Here is an 18426-nt window from a genome sequence, read left to right on the forward strand (position 1 = left end):
AGCATGACCGACATCGCGACCCGCACGCCCCACGCGATCCGCGTGGCGGAGCCGCCCACGGGCCGTCGCCGTCAGAGCGGCGGCGGCCCCCGGGCGGGCACGATCCTCGCCTTCGTGACCCCGTTCTTCCTGCCGTTCGTGCTGTTCTACCTGGTGCCCGTCGGCTACGCCCTCTGGCAGAGCTTCCGCGTCGTACGGCGCACCGGGGGTCAGTACGGCAGCTCGTACACCGCCTTCGGCGGCTTCCACCAGTACGCGCAGGTGTTCCAGAACGACGAGTTCTGGTCCAGCATCGGGCGCATCGGCCTGTTCGGCGTCGTGCAGGTGCCGGTCATGCTGTTCGTCGCCCTGATCATGGCGCTGCTGCTCGACACACCGCTGCTGCGGCTCAAGCCGTTCTTCCGCATCACCGCGTTCATGCCGTACGCCGTGCCCGGTGTCATCGCCGCGATCATGTGGTCGTACCTGTACTCGCCCCAACTCAGCCCGGTCGTCGACCTGTTGAACGGCATCGGCCTGAAGCCCGACTTCCTCGGCCCGGGCGCCGTGCTGTGGTCGGCCGCGAACGTCTCGACCTGGCTGTGGACCGGCTACAACATGCTGATCATGTACTCGGCCCTCCAGTCGATCCCGCAGGACCTGTACGAGGCGGCGCGGATCGACGGCGCGGGCAACTGGACCATCGCATGGCGGATCAAGGTGCCGATCATCGCCCCCTCGATCGTCCTGACCACGGTCTTCTCGATCATCGGGACGCTGCAGCTCTACGCCGAGCCGGCCGTGCTGCGGCAGATCTCCTCGAACATCTCCAGCACGTTCACGCCCAACATGCTCGCGTACGCGGTGGCTTCGGGGAACAACTACCAGCAGGCGGCGGCGATCTCCGTGGTCATCGCCGTCATCACCTTCGTCCTGAGCTTCGGGTTCATGCGACTGACGTCGAGGAGGGCCGGACTGTGAGCCGTCCACCCGCCGTCCGCGAAAGCGGCTTCAGCCGTACGGCCGTCATGGCGCTGATGCTCCTCCTGGCCGTCTACTTCATGCTGCCGGTCTACTTCCTGATCGTGGCGGCGACTAAGCCGCAGGGCGACCTCGCCTCCACCAACGGCCTCGCGTTCTCACACTTCAACCTGTTCGAGAACCTGCGCATCCTGTTCACCCGCAGCGACGGCATCTTCGGGCGGTGGGCGGTCAACACCGTGATCTACGCGGTGCTGGGCGCGGCCGTGGGCACGCTGATCTCAGCGCTGTGCGGCTACGCCCTCGCCAAGTTCCCGTTCCGCGGGCGGGAGTTCCTGTTCTCCGTCATCCTCGGCGGAGTGCTGGTGCCGACCACCGCGCTCGCACTGCCGCTGTTCCTGCTGTTCTCGGCGACCGGGATCGTCAACACCTACTTCGCGGTCTTCCTGCCCAGCATCGTCAGCCCGTTCGGCGTCTATCTCGCGCGCATCTTCGCGGGCGCCGCCGTACCGCAGGAGCTGATCGAGTCGGCGCGGCTCGACGGCGCGGGCGAGTTCCGCACGTTCTTCTCGGTGGCGTTCAAGCTGATGACACCGGCGCTGGTGACCATCTTCCTGTTCCAGTTCGTGGCCATCTGGAACAACTTCTTCCTGCCGATGGTGATGCTCCAGAAGGAGTCGCTGTTCCCCATCACGCTCGGGCTCTTCGAATGGAACGGCCAGACGGCCCGAGCCCCGCTGCTCCAGGAGTCCGTGATCACCGGCTCGCTGGTGTCGATCGTGCCCGTGATCGTCGTGTTCATGCTGCTCCAGCGATTCTGGCGCACGGGGCTCGCCGCGGGGTCCCTCAAGTGACGCCCGCACGCACTCAGAAGGTGTCTCACGCCATGCCCAACTCCGCCGTGTTCGTGCCCCACTTCCACTGGGACCGCGAGTGGTACGAGCCGTTCCAGGTCTTCCGGCACCGGCTCGTCAGCGCCCTCGACACCGTGCTGGAGACGGCCGAGGCGGACCCGGACTTCCGCTTCACCGTCGACGGGCAGATGGCCGCGGTCGAGGACTACCTGGAGATGCGGCCCGAGAACCGCGACCGCGTCGCCGCCCTGGTCCGCGAGGGCCGGCTCGCCGTCGGGCCCTGGCTGATCCTGCTCGACGAGTTCCTCTGCTCCGGCGAGACCATCGTGCGCAATCTGCGGATGGGCTGGGCGGCCGCGGAGCGCCTCGGCGGCGCGATGCCGATCGGCTATCTGCCGGACATGTTCGGCCACATCGCGCAGATGCCGCAGATCCTGGCCCGCGCGGGAATCGACCACGCGGCCCTGTGGCGCGGCGTGCCGGGCTCCGTGGACGGTCACGCCTTCCGCTGGCGCGCTCCCGACGGCTCCGAGGTGCGCACCGAGTTCCTCTTCGACGGCTACGACAACGGCCTCGACGTCCTGCTGGTACCCGACCGGATCGGCAGTGCGCTCGGCGAGTACGACCGGATGACCGCCGAACGGTGGGGCGGCGACCCGGTATTGGCGATGGCCGGCACCGACCACAACGCGCCGGACCCGCAGTTGGCGGCCTGGCTGCGGCGCGCGTCCGGCGAGGAGCGCCCGATCACCATCGCGACACTCGACGAGTACGTGCGCGGACATGTACGGGACGAGGTGCACTCCGTCGTCACCGGCGAGCTGCGCAGCCATGTGCGCGGCAACATCCTGCCGGGTGTGCTGTCCGTACGGCTCGGGCTCAAGCAGCGCATGGCCGTGGCCGAGCGCACCGTCGACCACGCGGAGCGCATGAACGCGCTGTGGTCGCGGCGCGACGACTCGGCGTTCCTCTCCCTCGCCTGGCACAAGATCATCGAGTCGACCGCGCACGATTCGGTGGTCGGCTCCGGCACCGACGAGACCTGCGACCAGGTCGCGGCACGCCTCGAAGAGGCCGCGCAGACGGCCCGGGCCGTACGGGACGCGGCGCTCGCCGAGCCGGCCGCCCTGGTGCCGGGCGACGGCCATCTGGTCGCCAACCCGCTGCCGTGGGCACGTACGGCGCTGGTCGAGGTGGATGTCGCAGCACCGGCCGCCGGATCCGCGCTGATCGCGAACACCGCCGACGGATCGTCCCATCCGGTGCAGCTGGTCTCCGAGGCCCCGACCGTGCTCAGCGACGAGCGCCTGGACGCCTCACAGCTGGAGCGCGTGCTGCGCCGTATCCACCGCCGCGAACTGTTCGGCCGGCAGATCGACCGCTACGAACTCACCCCGAACTTGCTGGTGTTCCATCTAGCCGAGGTGCCGGCCGGCGGGCCGTTCGATCTGATGGTCCTGCGCGGCGAGGTGGCCGCCGCGGCGGCCGCGCATCCGGGCAGGTGGCGGGTACGGACGCTGACGGAGGCCCGGGCCACCGCGTTGGTGGCCGTACCCGTCCCGGCCTCCGGGCTGGCCGGCCTGCGGGTTCGAACGAGCCACGGGACCGCCGCCCCGGCGACGCGGTCCGCACCCGCCACGGCCACCTCCGGCGCGCTCTCCAACGGCCTGGTCGAGGTGGCGGTCGCCGCCGACGGCACCCTGGACGTGACCGGCGTCGACGGCACGGTCCTGACCGGAGTCGGCCGCCTCGTCGACGGAGGCGACCGCGGCGACAGCTACAACTACGCGCCTCCGGCGCTGGACGCGCCCGTCCCGGAGCCGACGAGCATCACCGTCGACGTCCTCGAAACCGGTCCGCTGCGCTCCAGGGTGCGGGTCACGCGCGTCTACGAGTGGCCCGCCGCGCTCTCCTCCGACCGTGACGTGCGCGGCTACCGCACGGTGCCGACACCGGTCGAGATGCTGGTGGAACTGCGCGCCGGTGAACCGTTCGTCCGTATCTCCACGTCGTTCCTGAACCAGTGCGCCGACCACCGGCTGCGCTTCCACGTGCCGCTGCCCGAACCGGTGGCCACATCGGCCTCCGCCGGTCAATTCGCCGTCACCGAACGGGGTTTGACCGCCGAAGGCGGCTGGGGCGAGTACCCGCTCCCGACCTTCCCCGCGAGTTCCTTCGTCTCGGCGGGACCGGCCACCGTCCTGCTCGACCACTCCACCGAGTACGAGGTCGTCGACGACGGCTCGGCACTCGCCCTCACCCTGCTGCGTGCCGTCGGCTCGATCAGCGTCAACATCCATCCCCTGCGTGACGAGCCCGCCGCGAGCGAGATCCCGGCTCCGGGAGCGCAGGAACTCGGCATGCGGATCGAGCACCGCCTCGCCGTCGTGCCGTCCGCGGCCGGCTGGCGGGGTGCCGACGCTGTCGCTCTGGCCGAGGAGTTCCGCAACGACGTACTCGTGGTTCGCGGGACGGCGCCCGGCGGAGGCCGGCTTCCCGAGGACACCACCGGCGTGCGGGTCGAGGGGCGGGACGTCCAGGTCTCGAGCATCCGGCGCGTCGTCGACGACGCTCACGGGGCCGGGACCGAGGTTCGGCTGACCGCGATGAGCGACACCGGCTCGACCGTCCGCGTGACCGGCTCTTTCCGCGAGGCCACGACCGTGGACCTCCTCGGCCGGCCGATCGCCCCGGTGCCGGTACGGGACGGGCTCGAACTCACCCTCGCTCCATGGGAGATCCGGACCGTCGTGCTCAGATAGCCGCCAACTCCCCCACGCTCTGCGCCTGCTGCTTCCAAGAAAGTTGTGACCCTTGCCTTCTGATCTCTCCGCCCTTGTCTCGGACACCACCCCGGGGCGTGGCGCACTGCGCCCGGCCCGCTCGTGGCTGCACTCCGACGCCCCCTCCCTCTCGCTCAACGGACCCTGGCGTTTCCGTCTGTCGCCCACCGCGTCGGTGGTGGAGGACTTCGCGGCCGAAGGCTTCGACGATCACGGCTGGGACAGCATCCCCGTGCCCTCTCACTGGGTCCTCCAGGGCGACGGAGCCTACGGCCGGCCGATCTACACGAACGTCCAGTTCCCGTTCCCGATCGACCCGCCGCACGTCCCCGACGAGAACCCCACCGGCGACTACCGCCGCCACTTCGACCTCCCCGCCGACTGGTCGGACGACGACCGCGTCGTGCTGCGGTTCGACGGCGTCGAGTCGCTCTTCCGGGTGTGGGTGAACGGCGTCGAGGTCGGCAGCGCGAGCGGCAGCCGGCTGGCCCACGAGTTCGACGTGACGTCCGAGGTGCGCCCGGGCGGCAACGTCGTCGCCGTGCGCGTGCACCAGTGGTCGGCGGCCAGCTACCTCGAGGACCAGGACCAGTGGTGGCTGCCGGGAATCTTCCGCGACGTCACCCTCCTCGCCCGGCCGGCCGCAGGTGTCGAGGACGTCTGGCTGCGCACCGCCTACGACAACGGACGCGGACGCGTCGACCCGGAGGTCCGCGCCGATCCGGCGGCCTTCCCCGTCACCCTGCGCATCCCCGAGCTCGGCGTCGAGCAGGTCTGGGCCTCGGCGGCGGACGTGGCCCCGATCGACGTGGCGGGCGTCGAGCCCTGGTCGGCCGAGCGGCCCCGTCTGTACGACGCGACCGTGTCCTCGGCCGCGGAGAGCATCACCCTGCGCGTGGGCTTCCGTACGGTCGAGATCCGCGGCGACCGGTTCCTGGTCAACGGCCGCCGTGTCGTCTTCCACGGTGTGAACCGCCACGAGACCCACCCCGAGCGCGGCCGGGTCTTCGACGAGGCGCACGCCCGCGAGGACCTGGCCCGCATGAAGCGGTTCAACGTCAACGCCATCCGCACCAGCCACTACCCGCCACACCCCCGGCTGCTCGACCTGGCGGACGAACTCGGCTTCTGGGTCATCCTCGAATGCGACCTGGAGACCCACGGCTTCGGCAAGGTCGGTTGGGCCGGGAACCCGAGCGACGACCCCACATGGCGCGCGGCCTACCTCGACCGCGTCCAGCGCACCGTCGAACGGGACAAGAACCACCCCAGCATCGTGATCTGGTCGCTGGGCAACGAGGCGGGGACCGGCAGCAACCTGGCCGCCATGTCGGCCTGGGTCCACGCCCGCGACGCCGACCGCCCCGTGCACTACGAGGGCGACTACACCGGCGACTACACCGACGTATACTCGCGTATGTACCCGTCGGTCCTGGAGACCGAGCAGATCGGCACCGACGGCTCCCGCGCACCACTGCTCGGCTGCACTCCCGCGCAGGGTGCCCGGCAGCGCACCAAGCCCTTCCTGCTGTGCGAGTACGCCCACGCGATGGGCAACGGTCCGGGCGCGCTCGACCAGTACGAGGCACTGGTGCATCAACACCCGCGGCTGCACGGCGGGTTCGTGTGGGAGTGGCGCGATCACGGTATCCTCGCCACCGCTCCGGACGGAACGCCGTACTACGCCTACGGCGGCGACTTCGGGGAGGTCGTGCACGACGGCAACTTCGTGATGGACGGCATGGTGCTGAGCGACGACGTGCCGACGCCGAGCCTGTACGAGTTCAAGGCGGTCGTCCAGCCGGTCCGTTTCACCTTCGACGGCGACAAGCTCGCCCTCACCAACCTGCGCCACTCGGCCGACACGTCGGACTTGCGCTTCCGCTGGCGCGTCGAGCACGACGGAACGCTCGTGGAATCGGGAGACCTGGACACTCCCGTCGTCCCGGCGGGCGGGTCCGAGCGGGTGCCCCTGCCGTCGGTCGCGGTGTCCCCGGACGCCGAGACATGGCTGACGATCGACGCGGTGCTGGCGACGGAGACCGCGTGGGCGCCCGAGGGACACGTGGTGGCAACTGCCCAGCTGGACCGCTCGGTTCGGCACCCCGTACCCGCTGTCCGGCCCCGCGCCGAATGGCGGCCGGCCGCGGGGGCCCTGACCCTCGGCATCGCCGGGTTCGTCGACGGAACGCTCGTCCGCCTCGCCGGCCGTGCCGTGACCGGACCCCGGCTGGAGCTGTTCCGCGCGCCGACGGACAACGACGAAGGCACGTCCGACCGGCTCGACGGGAGCGACGACAGCCTCGCCGCGGTGTCCAGCGCCGACCTGTGGCGACGGGACGGTCTCCACCGGCTGACCTCGCGACGCGTCTGCGTGGAGCACGCACCGGACGCCCTCCGCACCGTCGACAAGGTCTCCGCGGCGGACTCCGCGCTGTCGGTGATGGTGGAGTCCGTCTGGTCGCTCGACGACGGCGAACTGGAACTGCGCGTGGAGATCCAGCCCTCCCACGGCTGGCAGACGGTGTGGCCGCGGATCGGGGTCCGCTTCGATCTGCCCGACGGCACGGCCCCCGTCGACGCCGTCGAGTGGTTCGGCCTGGGCCCCTTCGAGTCGTACCCCGACAGTCTCCACGCGGCACGCACCGGCCGCTTCTCCGCCGCCGTCCACGATCTGCCGGTCGACTACGCCCGCCCGCAGGAGACAGGACACCGCTCTGCACTGCGCCACCTGACGCTGAAGAGCGGCGACTCGGAGGTGTTGTCCCTGTCGGCTCTGCCCGACACCCGCGGGCGTCGCCCCGGCTTCACCCTCAGCCGCCACACTCCGCAGCAGATCGCGGCGGCCGAGCACCCCTTCGAGCTCCCCGACTCCACGACGAGTCACCTGTTCATCGACGCGGCCCAGCACGGCCTCGGCTCACGGGCCTGCGGACCCGACGTGTGGCCGGAGTTCGCGCTGCGCCCCGAAGCCCGCACGATCAGGCTCCGCATCACGTCTCCTGAGTAGGCACGACCACGGCTGCACGACAGGTGTCCGCACGCGTGCGTCTCCGAACGCGTGCGGACACGGTCTCCCAGAACGACACCGCACCTCACCGAGGAACTCACCGCCCTCGCGGACGCGCCCGGGCGCCCGGTGCCGCAGATCCAGGCAAATATCTGACATCTCGGCCGGCTGATCACCGTGGCTCTCAGGCCGCGGACCGCTCCGCGGCCTCCGCGCGGAAGCGACCCGGAGTGGCGCCGAACTCCCTCTTGAAAGCGTGTGAGAGGGCATAAGGCGTGCCGTAGCCGATCCGGTGGGCAATGCTCGCCAGCGAGTGTTCGGTGTCGCGGAGCAAGGTGGCGGCGAGGGTAAGGCGCCACCACGTGAGGTACGCCATCGGTGGGCGGCCCACCAGGCTGGTGAAGCGGCGGGCAAGGGTGGGGCGGGAGACGCCCGCCTCGGCGGCCAGGAGGTCGTTGGTCCACGCGGCGGCCGGGTCCGAGTGCAGGGCCCGCAGGGCGACGGCCGTCACCGGATCGGACAGCACGGCCGGCCACACACCGGCGGCGCCCTCCGTCACCCAGGAACGGAGCATGTAGACGAGGAGGAGATCGAGCAGGCTCGGCACCGCCATGCACGACCCAGGCCCCCGCGCATCCACCTCACGGCCCAACAGGTCGATCGCGGCGCGGAGTTCGGGATGGCTGCCCACACGGTTCGGCAGATGGACGGTCTCGGGCAGCTCCGCCATGAGCGGGTGGGCGCGGCTGCGGTCGAGCCGGTACTTGCCGCACAGCATCTCCACCTCGCCGTACGACCGCGGTTCGGGCGGCCGGCCCACCTCCGGCCAGCTCTCGAACGGCACCGCCCGTTCCACCGCCGCCTCGTCGACCGGCGAGTCCGCGAGCACATGTCCCGTGCCGTGCGGCAGCAACACCGCGTCTCCGGTCCGCAGCGACACCGGCGCACCACCGTCGGGAAGAAGCCAGCAGTCTCCCTTCAGTACGACATGGAAGCCCGCGCCCTCGTACGGAACGAGGCGTGCGCACCAACTGCCGCTCACCCGAATCCGATTGGAGGACGGCTGCCCGATCCGCACCGCCGCGATCGCGTCACTCACCACATCCATCGCTCCAGAGTATCCGGGCAGGCAGCGAGATGAGACGTATGCGTATCACCATGAGCCCGGCGAGCATTGAGACGCTCTGCGGTCGCTCCGTACGGTCGAGGACATGAGCAGCGAGAACATGAGCGGCGAGACATCGCGGGGCAACGGCCCCGGCCGGCACGTCATGCTGGGGAATGTCGAGGTCATCCGCATCGTCGAGTGGCAGGCACCGTACGCACCTGCCCGCACCCTCGTCCCGGAGTCGACCGCCGAGGTCTGGACGGACAACGAGGACTGGCTGGCGCCCGATCACTGGGACAGGGGCAGCGACCGGGTGGTGGTCGCCCTGCAGACCTGGGTGTTGCGAAGCGGCGGGCGGACGATCCTGATCGACACCTCGGTCGGCAACGGGCGCGAGCGGCCCGGGTCGCCGCAATTCCACCACTGGCAGGGCGACTTCCTCGGTCTGCTCGCACGCGCCGGCGTCAGTCCGCAGCAGGTCGACGTCGTGGTCAACACCCATGTCCACGGTGACCACGTCGGCTGGAACACCTTCGGTGTCGACGGGGGCTGGGCACCGACCTTCCCCAACGCCCAGTACCTCATCCCGGCCGCCGACGACTTCCACTACGGACCGGATCACGCCTACGGAAACGGCGTGCGGGAGGACGACCGGCTGATCTACGAGGACAGCATCGCGCCGATCCACGCGTCCGGCCAGGCCGTGCTGTGGGACGGCACCTACCGCATCGACGAACACCTCACCCTGGAGTCGGCCCCCGGCCACACGCCCGGATCCTCCGTGCTTCGCCTCGAATCGGCCGGCGACCGGGCGGTCTTCGTCGGCGACCTGCTGCACAGTCCGGTGCAGATCCTCCAGCCGTCCTGGAACAGCTGCTTCTGCCTCGACCCGGTGCGGGCCGCGGCCAGTCGCCGCCGCATCCTCGAACGGGCCGCCGCCACCCGCGAACTGGTCGTCCCCGCACACTTCGGCGGACCGGGCGCCGTGGAAGTCCGCAAGGAGGGCCGGGAGTTCGCGCTCGGGCCATGGAGTGCCTTCGGCACGAGCGGTGCCATGTCCCGCTGAGGCACCGGCCGACACCCCACCAAGACACTCGGCCTAACCGCCAGAGCCGAAGCGCGCCCGCCACAGGTCCCGTAGCAGCGCGATCTCGGCCATGTGGTGGATGAGTTCGAGGTTGATCCCCCACAGGACGGCGATGTACGGCTCATCGGGGTTGGAGCCGTACGGGTACTGCGAGAAGCCGACCGTGTCGAGCTGCTCGTCGCTCACGGTCGCCACGCTCTCGCGCCAGCGATCCACCGTCGCCCAGAACCGTTGGACCGCCAAGGCGGCACTGGGGGTGAAGTCGACCAACTCGTGTGGATCCCGGCTCCGTTCGCCGAAGGTCCACTCCCAGTCGCCCGCGAAGTTGGAGTGCAGATGCCCCAGCCGCCACGCGATGGTGGTGACGGGCGACGCGTCGGGCTCGACCGGGCCGGTGTGGGCGAGGACCTGCTCGACCCGCTCGACGCCCACGCTCCAGTCCTCGGCGACCTTCTCGATCGCCATGCCGCCGGCCACCTGCCGGGCCACCTCGGCGTATTCGCTCGCCGGGATGTCCGCGGCGCCCTTGTCGAGCACCCACTCCCCCGGCCCGAACGCCCTGGGCGTCGTCGCCTCGCCCCTGCGGCGGATGGACCAGGAGCCGGGTGCCGGCTCCCACAGGTACTCCTCGTCGCCAAGGCCCGTGAGCCGCACCTGGGCCATCTCCCTGGCACAGTCGAACTGGTCGAGCAGAAGGCCGAAACGGTCGGTCCGGACGCCCGATGTCCCCATGCCCACTCCCGTCGCCGGTCATCCGCCTCGCTCTGCCACAGGTGGAGGCTAACGGCCCGCACTCGCGGGGCGCGACGCATTTCCCCGCCCACGGCACGAGTCGGAGCAACCTGACGGGACTTCACCAACTCCCTTCCCTCAACTCTTACTTCATACCTTGACGTAAGTGGTCCGTACCAATAGTTTCACCGGGCGACCCCCACCCCCCACGAAAGGCCGTCCCCCCATGGCCAGACCGAGACCACTCCCCGCATCCGCCGTTCTGGCGGTCACCGCTCTCACCCTCTCCACCGGTCTGCTCTCCGCCTCCCCCGCGCAGGCCGCCACCGGCACGATCACCGGCCTGGCCGGCAAGTGCATCGACGTCGCCGGCGCCAACTCCGCGGACGGCACCGCGGTCCAGCTCTACGACTGCAACGGCACCGCCGCCCAGCAGTGGACCGTCGGCGGCGACGGCACCATCCGGGCCCTCGGCAAGTGCCTGGACGTCACCGGCAATTCGACCGCCGACGGTGCCCAGCTCCAGCTGTGGACCTGCTCGGGCGGCGCGAACCAGAAGTGGACGGTCACCGCCGCGCACGACATCGTCAATCCGCAGGCCGACAAGTGCATGGACGCCACCGGCAACTCCTCGGCCAACGGCACCCGTGCCCAGATCTGGACCTGCACCGGCACGGCCAACCAGAAGTGGACCGCGCCCTCCTCCGGCGGCTCCACCCCGTCCGCCCCGATCGCCGTGGCGCCGTACCTCTACAACGGCTGGGGCGACCCGCCGAGTCCGACCACCATCACCAACGCCACCGGCGTGAAGTGGTTCACCTTGGCGTTCGTCCTCAGCAACGGCTACTGCAACCCGCAGTGGGACGGCAGCCGGCCGCTCACCGGCGGCGTCGACCAGCAGACCGTCAACACCGTCCGCGGCAACGGCGGCGACATCATCCCCTCCTTCGGCGGCTACAGCGGCAACAAACTGGAGAGCTCCTGCTCCAGCGCGGGCGAACTCGCCGGCGCCTACCAGAGGGTCATCGACGCCTATGGGCTCAAGGCCATCGACATCGACATCGAGGCCGACGCCTACAGCAACCCCACCGTCCAGCAGCGCACCGTCGACGCGCTCAAGACCGTCAAGGCCAACAACGCCGGCCTGAAGGTCTACATCACCATCGGCACCGGTCAGAGCGGACCCGACACCAGCCTCATCAACCGGGCTGCGTCATCCGGCCTTTCGGTCGACGCGTGGGCGATCATGCCGTTCGACTTCGGCGGCGCGGGCCAGAACATGGGCAACCTCACCAAGCAGGCCGCCGAGGGCCTCAAGTCCGCCCTCAAGAGCGCCTACGGCTACAGCGACGACCAGGCCTACCGGGACATGGGCATCTCGTCGATGAACGGCATCACCGACAACAACGAGACCGTCACCGTCAACGACTTCCAGACCATCCTCGCCTACGCCCAGCAGCACCACCTGGCCCGCCTGACGTTCTGGTCCGCGAACCGCGACCGCCCGTGCACCGGCGGCAGTGCCGACAGCTGCTCCGGCGTCGGCCAGTCCAACTGGGACTACACCCGAGTCTTCTCGCAGTACACCGGCTGAACTCCCGCTGATTCTCCCCCAGTTGCCACCCCCGCCTCCGGCAAGGAGAAACCCATGCCTTCCCTTCCACGCAGCGGCAGAACCCTCGCGGCCGCCGTGGTGGCCGTGACCGCCGCGTCACTGCTCGGCGGCAGCCCCGCACAGGCCGCGGCCTCCGCGCTGCCCACCGGCTTCGCCACCGTCATGAACGCCGCGAGCGGCCGCTGCCTCGACGCCAAGGCGGCCGCCACCGCCAACGGCACCGCCGTGCAGCAGTACTCCTGCAACGGCACCACCGCACAGCGATGGAGCTTCACCGCCACCAGCGACGGATACGTCCGGATCAACAACGCAGGCGACACCAACCAGGTCGTGGACGTCGCCGACGTCTCCACCGCAGACAGCGCACAGGTCCACCTGTGGACCTACGGCGGCGGGGCCAACCAGCAGTGGCTGCCGGTCGACGACGGCGGCGGGGCCTACCACTTCGTCAACCGCAACAGCGGCAAGTGCCTGGACGACCCCGGTGCCTCGACGGCCGACAGTGTGCAGTTCGTTCAGTACACGTGCAACGGCACCGCCGCCCAGCGCTTCCAGGTGGTCCCCGTGACGCAGTCGGGCACCAACCCCGATCTCGGTCCCAACGTCGCCGTCTTCGACCCCTCGATGTCGTCCTCGACGATCCAGAGCAAGCTCGACTCGATCTTCCAGCAGCAGGAGACCAACCAGTTCGGCTCGCAGCGCTACGCCGTGCTGTTCAAGCCGGGCGCCTACAGCGCGGACGTCAACGTCGGCTTCTACACACAGGTGCTGGGCCTCGGGCTGTCGCCGGACGCGGTGACGGTGAACGGCGCGGTGCACGCCGAGGCCGACTGGTTCCAGGGCAACGCCACCCAGAACTTCTGGCGCGGCGCGGAGAACCTGTCGGTCAACCCGTCGAGCGGCAGCGACCGTTGGGCGGTCTCGCAGGCGGCGCCGTACCGCCGCATGCACCTGCGCGGCAACCTCGCGCTGGACGACGGCGGTTGGTCCAGCGGCGGTCTCCTCGCCGACAGCAAGATCGACGGACAGGTCAACTCCGGCAGCCAGCAGCAGTGGCTGACACGCAACTCCCAGCTGGGCAGCTGGACCGGCTCCAACTGGAACATGGTGTTCGCCGGCAGCACGGGCGTGCCCGGCACCAGCTTCCCCAAGCCGCCGTACACCACGGTCGCCCAGAGCCCGGTCACCCGCGAGAAGCCGTTCCTGTACGTCGACGGATCCGGCACCTACCAGGTGTTCGTGCCGTCCGTGCGCACCAACTCCTCCGGCACCAGCTGGTCGAGCGGCAGCTCGGGCACCTCGCTCTCGCTGGACAGCTTCTACGTCGTGAAGCCGGGCGCCACCGCGTCGCAGATCAACTCCGCACTCGCCGCGGGCAAGAACCTCCTGGTCACCCCGGGTGTCTACCACCTCGACCAGACCCTTCAGGTCAACCGCGCCGACACGGTCGTCCTCGGCCTGGGCCTGGCCACGTTCGTCCCCGACAACGGCGTCACCGCGATGAAGGTCGCCGACGTCGACGGCGTGAAGGTCGCGGGCCTGCTGTTCGACGCGGGCACGACCAACTCGCCCACCCTGCTGGAGGTCGGGCCGAACGGCTCCTCCGCCTCCCACGCGGCCGACCCGACCTCCCTCCACGACGTCTACTTCCGCGTCGGCGGCGCGGGCGTCGGCAAGGCGACCACCAGCCTCGTCGTCAACAGCGACAACGTCATCGGCGACCACATGTGGATCTGGCGCGCCGACCACGGCAGCGGCGTCGGCTGGACCAGCAACACGGCGGACACCGGAATGATCGTCAACGGTGACGACGTCACCATGTACGGCCTGTTCGTGGAGCACTTCCAGAAGTACCAGACGGTCTGGAACGGCAACGGCGGCCGCACGTACTTCTTCCAGAACGAGATGCCGTACGACCCGCCGAACCAGGCCGCCTGGATGAACGGCTCGACGCAGGGCTACGCCGCCTACAAGGTGGCCGACTCGGTCACCAGCCATCAGGCCTACGGCCTGGGCAGCTACTGCTACTTCAACGTCAACCCCGGTGTGGTCGCCGCGCACGCGATCGAGGCACCGAACACCTCGGGCGTCCGCTTCACCGACATGGTGACCGTCTCCCTGGGCGGGACCGGCACGATCAGCCACGTCGTCAACAACACGGGAGGCCCGTCCAACTCCAGCACCAACGTGGCCAACCTGACCAGCTACCCGTAGGAGTCGACGTGCGTAACCCCCAGTCCTCCGCGAGGAGGACCCGCAGGTCGGCGATCGCCGCCGTCCTCGGCGCGATGGCCCTCGTGGTGGCACTCCCGGCCCAGGCCGACGCCAGTGTGCTGACACTGCTGCCGCAGAACGCGGACGGCCTGGAGCAGTCCTTCTCCCCCGCCTACGACTACGACGGCGACGGCTGCTACGCCACCGCGGCCATCGGCGCCGACGGCACCATCAACCCCGGCCTGAAGCTGGGCGGCGACGTCAACGGCCACTGCCACGACTACGCCCAGCTCGCCAACGCCAACACGTACTCACGCGAGAAGTGCAACAACGGCTGGTGCGCCGTGATGTACGCCAGCTACTTCGAGAAGGACCAGGCCACGCTGGGTCCCGCGGCCATCGGCCACACGCACGACTGGGAGCACGTGGTCGTGTGGATCAGCGACAACCAGGTCCGGTACGTGTCGGTGTCGCAGCACAGCGGCTATCAGGTGGCGGCCGCCTCGGCCGTCCGCTTCGACGGCACGCACCCGAAGATCGTCTATCACAAGGACGGTGTCTCGACCCACGACTTCCGCTTCGCCAACTCCAATGACGACCCTCCGGAGAACGTCACCGGCGGCTGGTTCTACCCGCGGCTGGTGGGCTGGAACGGCTACCCCGCCGGCTACCGCGACAAGCTCATGAGTGCCGACTTCGGCGCGGCCACCATCAAGATCAAGGACGGGGACTTCGCGTACGGCCTCGCCCACTCCATGCCGTCGGGCATTCCGTTCGACCCGAATGCGTGATGCGGGACGGCAACTACCCGATGTGGCACAGTAGTTCGGCCACAGCGGGCGGCAGGTCCCCTCTGGGGTGAACGACCCGCATCCGCCAGGTCGGTGCGTGCGCTGCGAAGCGGCGCACCGACAGGTCGGGGAAGCGGGCGGCCAGGGAGGCGGGCAGGACGCAGACGCCGAGACCGTGGCGCACCAGGTCGGTGGCACCGAGGACGTCGTTCACCTCGAAGGTGGTGGCGCGCTCGACGCCGGCCGAACGCAGGGCCCGGTCGACCGAGGTGCGGATCGCCCAGCCCGGCGGGAAGTCCACCAGCGGCAGCGCGACCGCCTCGGCCAGGGTCACCGGCCGCTCCGGCAGACGGGCGTCCGCCGGAGCGGCCACCAGGACCATCTCCTCCTGAGCCAGTGACCTGGTGGCGAGCCCACGCAGGCGGGCGGAGTCGAGGGCGACGACGGCCACGTCGACGGTGCCGTCCCGCAGCTCCCGTGGGATGTCGTCGGCGGGCGCCTGCCGCAGTCTCACCGCCACACCCGGGTGTTCTCGGTGAAAGGCGGCCAGCCCCGGGGCAAGACCGGCGTAGAGCCCCTGCATCACGCCGACGGTGATCTCTCCGCGCAGTTCCTCCTGGGCCAGGGCGACGGCGGCGCGTGCCTCCTCGGCGGCCTGGAGGGCCGTACGGGCGGAGGCCAGGAAGGCACGCCCGGCAGGAGTCAGCGTCACCCGGTGCGTGGTGCGCAGGAACAGGCGGGCGCCCAGTTCGTGCTCCAGCGCGCGCACCGTCCCGGACACCGCGGACTGCACCACGTGCAGCCGCCGTGCCGCGGCGGTGAAGCCGCCTTCTTCGGCGACCGCGACGACGACCGCCATCTGCCGCAGTTCCATGCGCCGTTCCTTCCCCCACTCATCTCTGAACGAGATTACCGTCATCTTCGATCATCTCTCCCGGAGGGGAAGCAAGCGCGGCGGTCACCGGTTGGGACGAGCAGGCGGCGGTGGTGCCGCCGCAGTAGTCGTCAGGGATCGGAGTGCTCAGATGTCGATGTCCTCGGCCACGCGCCAAGCACGCGGTGACGCCGGCCCCGGGCCGGACACGCGCCGCCACAGCGGCCGCGCCTACGGGGCGGGGTTCTGGACGATCGCGGCGGTGTTCGTCACGGCCATGGCTTTCTCCACGGTGCCGACGCCCTTGTACCCGCTCTACCAGGCGCACGACGGCTTCTCCACGTTCACCGTGACGGTCGTGTTCGCGGTCTACGCCGTCGGGGTCCTCGCCAGTCTGCTGCTCGCCGGGCACGTCTCGGACTGGGTCGGCCGCAAGAAGGTGCTGATCGCGGCGCTGGTGCTGGAGCTGATCGCCGCCGTGCTGTTCCTGGCCGTACCGTCGCTGCCGGTCCTGCTCGTCGCACGACTGGTCACCGGGCTCGGTGTCGGCATGCTCACCGCGACCGCCACCGCCCATCTGCACGACCTGCACAGCGCGCACCGGCCGGACGGCTCGCCACAGCGCTTCGAGATCGTGTCGACGGCGGCGAACATCGGCGGTCTGGGCCTCGGCCCGCTGGTGGCCGGTCTGCTGGCCCAGTACCTCGGCGCACCGCTGCGCCTGCCCTACGCCGTCGTCGGCGCCGCGCTGCTCATCGGCGTGGCCGCGGTCGCGCTGACCCCGGAGACGGTGCGGAAGCCCGACATCAGGCCCGCCTACCGGCCGCAGCGGGTGAGCGCCGACCACGGCGACCGGGCCGGGTACATCGCCGCGGCCGCCGCGGGCTTCGCCTCACTGGCGGTCTTCGGGCTCTTCACCTCGCTCGTCCCGGGCTTCGTCGGCGGCACCCTGCACCATCCCTCCCGGGCACTGGCCGGGCTGATCGTGTTCGTGGTGTTCGGTGCGGCCGCCGCGGCGCAGGTGCTGACCGGACGCCTCTCCCCGCGGGCCCGCCGCAACGCCGGACTGCTCGCCCAGGCCGCCGGTGTGGCCGTGCTCGCGGTCGGCGTGCACACCGCGAGCCTCACCGTGTTCGTGCTCTCCGGCGTCGTCGCCGGCGCCGGAGCCGGGATGCTCTTCAAGTCCGCCGTCGGCACCGTCGCGGCCATGGCGGCCCCGGCCCGCCGCGGCGAGGCGCTCGCCGGCCTGTTCCTGGTGTCCTACCTCGGCCTCGCCCTGCTCCCCGTCGGCCTCGGGGTCGCCAGCCGGTACACCACGACGGCCGGGGCGATGACCTGGTTCACGGCGGTGGTTCTCCTACTGCTGGCGGGCGTGGCACTGCTGGGACGACGGGTCCGCACGAGCTGATCCGGACCACGACGGAGCTGTACGACACACGTGCGGGACCCACCGAACCGGGATCGGCGGGCCCCGCAGGTTCCGGCTCAGGAGTCGAGCGCGTCCGCCATCGTCTGCTGCCACCAGGTGACGGTCAGCGAACTGTCGTAGTACACGCCCTTGGCCGGCAGCGAAGGCACGGCGGACGCACCGCCGTCGCTGTTCGGAGTCAGGCCCTGGAAGGCGACCACCAGCCGGTGCCCCGTGTCCCCGCCCTCACCGCTGCCGTCGGCCGCCGACAGCAGCACGCCCGCATAGCCCGACTCGCCCGGCTGAAGGGTCACCACCGCCTGAGGCTGGGTGTCCTTCGACGCGCTCGGCGCCCACTGCATCTCGTCGAAGCGGAGGATCGGGTAGTAGGTGAGGTCGCAGGTCTTGGAGCCGATGTTCTTCACCGTGATCAGCATGTGGTTGAGCGGGCGGGTGACCGGCTGGGCGGTGACATGGGTATTGGAGCCGTTGCACAGGACGCGCCTGCCCGAAGTCGACGTTCCCGACGTCTTCTTGGCGCCTCCGGATCCCGCCTTTCCGTCGGCGGTCTTTCCGCCTGCGGTCTTTTCGCCACCGGTCGTGTGCGGGGAGTCCTGTCCCGCCGCCTCCGACGCTCCCCCTCCGGGCGTTGCGTCGTGTGCCTTCCCGGTACCGGCCGCCGAGGGCGTGGACGTGACGGCACCGGAGGCCGTAGCGGCGCCCTCGTCCTTCGTGCCCGTGCCGCTCTGGCACGCCGTCAGGGCGAGCGCGGCGAGGGCGATCGCGGCTGCACTCGCGAACGTTCGGGGCGCGCGGGCGCGGCCGGTGCTGTGGGTCGTGCGGAACGCGGGCATGGCTTGATACCTCTTCTGATGACGGGACCGGGACGGCCGCTCGACCGGTTTCCGGGAGCGGCGTGCTTGGATGGCCCCAGCCTGCTCGGTGATCCCTTCCACGCACCACAGTCCACGGGGGATCAGGGACACTGGA

At 70.3% G+C, this 18426-nt stretch carries 13 protein-coding genes; 9 read left to right on the forward strand and 4 right to left on the reverse strand.

What is annotated here, in order from left to right:
• Nucleotides 1-3 precede the first annotated feature (3 nt).
• From ACIBN2_RS29725 to ACIBN2_RS29740, 4 genes are read left to right on the forward strand one after another with little or no spacing between them, the layout of a single operon-like run.
• The gene (locus ACIBN2_RS29725) at nucleotides 4-960 is read left to right on the forward strand and encodes a carbohydrate ABC transporter permease (RefSeq protein WP_399138852.1); all 957 of its coding nucleotides are present in this window, start codon (nucleotides 4-6) and stop codon (nucleotides 958-960) included.
• Between the two features lie 47 nt (nucleotides 961-1007).
• Nucleotides 1008-1814 carry a carbohydrate ABC transporter permease gene (locus tag ACIBN2_RS29730; protein ID WP_399138990.1) on the forward strand — a complete coding sequence of 269 codons (807 nt, stop codon included), beginning with the start codon at nucleotides 1008-1010 and terminating at the stop codon, nucleotides 1812-1814.
• Between the two features lie 32 nt (nucleotides 1815-1846).
• Entirely contained in the window at nucleotides 1847-4576 is a 2730-nt protein-coding gene (locus tag ACIBN2_RS29735; protein WP_399138853.1) for a glycosyl hydrolase-related protein, read from the forward strand.
• A 52-nt stretch (nucleotides 4577-4628) separates the two neighbouring features.
• Complete coding sequence (locus ACIBN2_RS29740) at nucleotides 4629-7607, forward strand: glycoside hydrolase family 2 TIM barrel-domain containing protein (protein WP_399138855.1); 2979 nt, start codon at nucleotides 4629-4631, stop codon at nucleotides 7605-7607.
• A 184-nt stretch (nucleotides 7608-7791) separates the two neighbouring features.
• Here the strand turns inward: ACIBN2_RS29740 and ACIBN2_RS29745 are convergent, their stop codons facing one another.
• Complete coding sequence (locus ACIBN2_RS29745) at nucleotides 7792-8715, reverse strand: AraC family transcriptional regulator (RefSeq protein ID WP_399138856.1); 924 nt, start codon at nucleotides 8713-8715, stop codon at nucleotides 7792-7794.
• Nucleotides 8716-8818: 103 nt separating this feature from the next.
• Here ACIBN2_RS29745 and ACIBN2_RS29750 point away from each other — a divergent pair, with 103 nt between their 5' ends.
• Nucleotides 8819-9781: an MBL fold metallo-hydrolase gene (locus tag ACIBN2_RS29750; RefSeq protein WP_399138858.1), complete on the forward strand. Its 963-nt coding sequence runs from the start codon at nucleotides 8819-8821 to the stop codon at nucleotides 9779-9781.
• Between the two features lie 33 nt (nucleotides 9782-9814).
• Here ACIBN2_RS29750 and ACIBN2_RS29755 read toward each other — a convergent pair whose 3' ends face one another.
• Entirely contained in the window at nucleotides 9815-10534 is a 720-nt protein-coding gene (locus tag ACIBN2_RS29755) for a DinB family protein (protein WP_399138859.1), read from the reverse strand.
• Nucleotides 10535-10760: 226 nt separating this feature from the next.
• On the opposite strand from ACIBN2_RS29755, the gene ACIBN2_RS29760 reads away from it, so the two are divergent.
• The 3 genes from ACIBN2_RS29760 (at nucleotide 10761) to ACIBN2_RS29770 (ending at nucleotide 15154) form a co-directional block, all read left to right on the forward strand.
• On the forward strand, nucleotides 10761-12128 hold the full coding sequence (locus ACIBN2_RS29760; protein ID WP_399138860.1) for a ricin-type beta-trefoil lectin domain protein: 1368 nt from the start codon (nucleotides 10761-10763) through the stop codon (nucleotides 12126-12128).
• Between the two features lie 54 nt (nucleotides 12129-12182).
• The gene (locus ACIBN2_RS29765; protein ID WP_399138862.1) at nucleotides 12183-14363 is read left to right on the forward strand and encodes an RICIN domain-containing protein; all 2181 of its coding nucleotides are present in this window, start codon (nucleotides 12183-12185) and stop codon (nucleotides 14361-14363) included.
• 74 nt (nucleotides 14364-14437) lie between these two features.
• Nucleotides 14438-15154 carry an NPP1 family protein gene (locus ACIBN2_RS29770; protein ID WP_399138992.1) on the forward strand — a complete coding sequence of 239 codons (717 nt, stop codon included), beginning with the start codon at nucleotides 14438-14440 and terminating at the stop codon, nucleotides 15152-15154.
• 13 nt (nucleotides 15155-15167) lie between these two features.
• Here the strand turns inward: ACIBN2_RS29770 and ACIBN2_RS29775 are convergent, their stop codons facing one another.
• Nucleotides 15168-16028: a LysR family transcriptional regulator gene (locus ACIBN2_RS29775; protein ID WP_399138864.1), complete on the reverse strand. Its 861-nt coding sequence runs from the start codon at nucleotides 16026-16028 to the stop codon at nucleotides 15168-15170.
• A gap of 151 nt (nucleotides 16029-16179) precedes the next feature.
• Between ACIBN2_RS29775 and ACIBN2_RS29780 the strand changes: the two genes are divergently transcribed.
• The gene (locus ACIBN2_RS29780) at nucleotides 16180-17436 is read left to right on the forward strand and encodes an MFS transporter (protein WP_399138865.1); all 1257 of its coding nucleotides are present in this window, start codon (nucleotides 16180-16182) and stop codon (nucleotides 17434-17436) included.
• Nucleotides 17437-17513: 77 nt separating this feature from the next.
• On the opposite strand, the gene ACIBN2_RS29785 is transcribed toward ACIBN2_RS29780, so the two are convergent.
• On the reverse strand, nucleotides 17514-18290 hold the full coding sequence (locus ACIBN2_RS29785) for a DUF4232 domain-containing protein (RefSeq protein WP_399138867.1): 777 nt from the start codon (nucleotides 18288-18290) through the stop codon (nucleotides 17514-17516).
• Nucleotides 18291-18426 lie beyond the last annotated feature (136 nt).

The sequence above is a fragment of the Streptomyces sp. NPDC050534 genome, from assembly GCF_044457745.1.
Lineage (GTDB): Bacteria > Actinomycetota > Actinomycetes > Streptomycetales > Streptomycetaceae > Streptomyces.

Coding starts and splice junctions, on each gene's coding strand:
- ACIBN2_RS29735 (WP_399138853.1), top strand. CDS start 1,847: ATGCCCAACTCCGCCGTGTTCGTGCCCCACTTCCACTGGGACCGCGAG.
- ACIBN2_RS29745 (WP_399138856.1), bottom strand. CDS start 8,715: ATGGATGTGGTGAGTGACGCGATCGCGGCGGTGCGGATCGGGCAGCCG.
- ACIBN2_RS29760 (WP_399138860.1), top strand. CDS start 10,761: ATGGCCAGACCGAGACCACTCCCCGCATCCGCCGTTCTGGCGGTCACC.
- ACIBN2_RS29755 (WP_399138859.1), bottom strand. CDS start 10,534: ATGGGGACATCGGGCGTCCGGACCGACCGTTTCGGCCTTCTGCTCGAC.
- ACIBN2_RS29775 (WP_399138864.1), bottom strand. CDS start 16,028: ATGGAACTGCGGCAGATGGCGGTCGTCGTCGCGGTCGCCGAAGAAGGC.
- ACIBN2_RS29785 (WP_399138867.1), bottom strand. CDS start 18,290: ATGCCCGCGTTCCGCACGACCCACAGCACCGGCCGCGCCCGCGCGCCC.
- ACIBN2_RS29730 (WP_399138990.1), top strand. CDS start 1,008: ATGGCGCTGATGCTCCTCCTGGCCGTCTACTTCATGCTGCCGGTCTAC.
- ACIBN2_RS29780 (WP_399138865.1), top strand. CDS start 16,180: ATGTCGATGTCCTCGGCCACGCGCCAAGCACGCGGTGACGCCGGCCCC.
- ACIBN2_RS29725 (WP_399138852.1), top strand. CDS start 4: ATGACCGACATCGCGACCCGCACGCCCCACGCGATCCGCGTGGCGGAG.
- ACIBN2_RS29750 (WP_399138858.1), top strand. CDS start 8,819: ATGAGCAGCGAGAACATGAGCGGCGAGACATCGCGGGGCAACGGCCCC.
- ACIBN2_RS29765 (WP_399138862.1), top strand. CDS start 12,183: ATGCCTTCCCTTCCACGCAGCGGCAGAACCCTCGCGGCCGCCGTGGTG.
- ACIBN2_RS29770 (WP_399138992.1), top strand. CDS start 14,438: ATGGCCCTCGTGGTGGCACTCCCGGCCCAGGCCGACGCCAGTGTGCTG.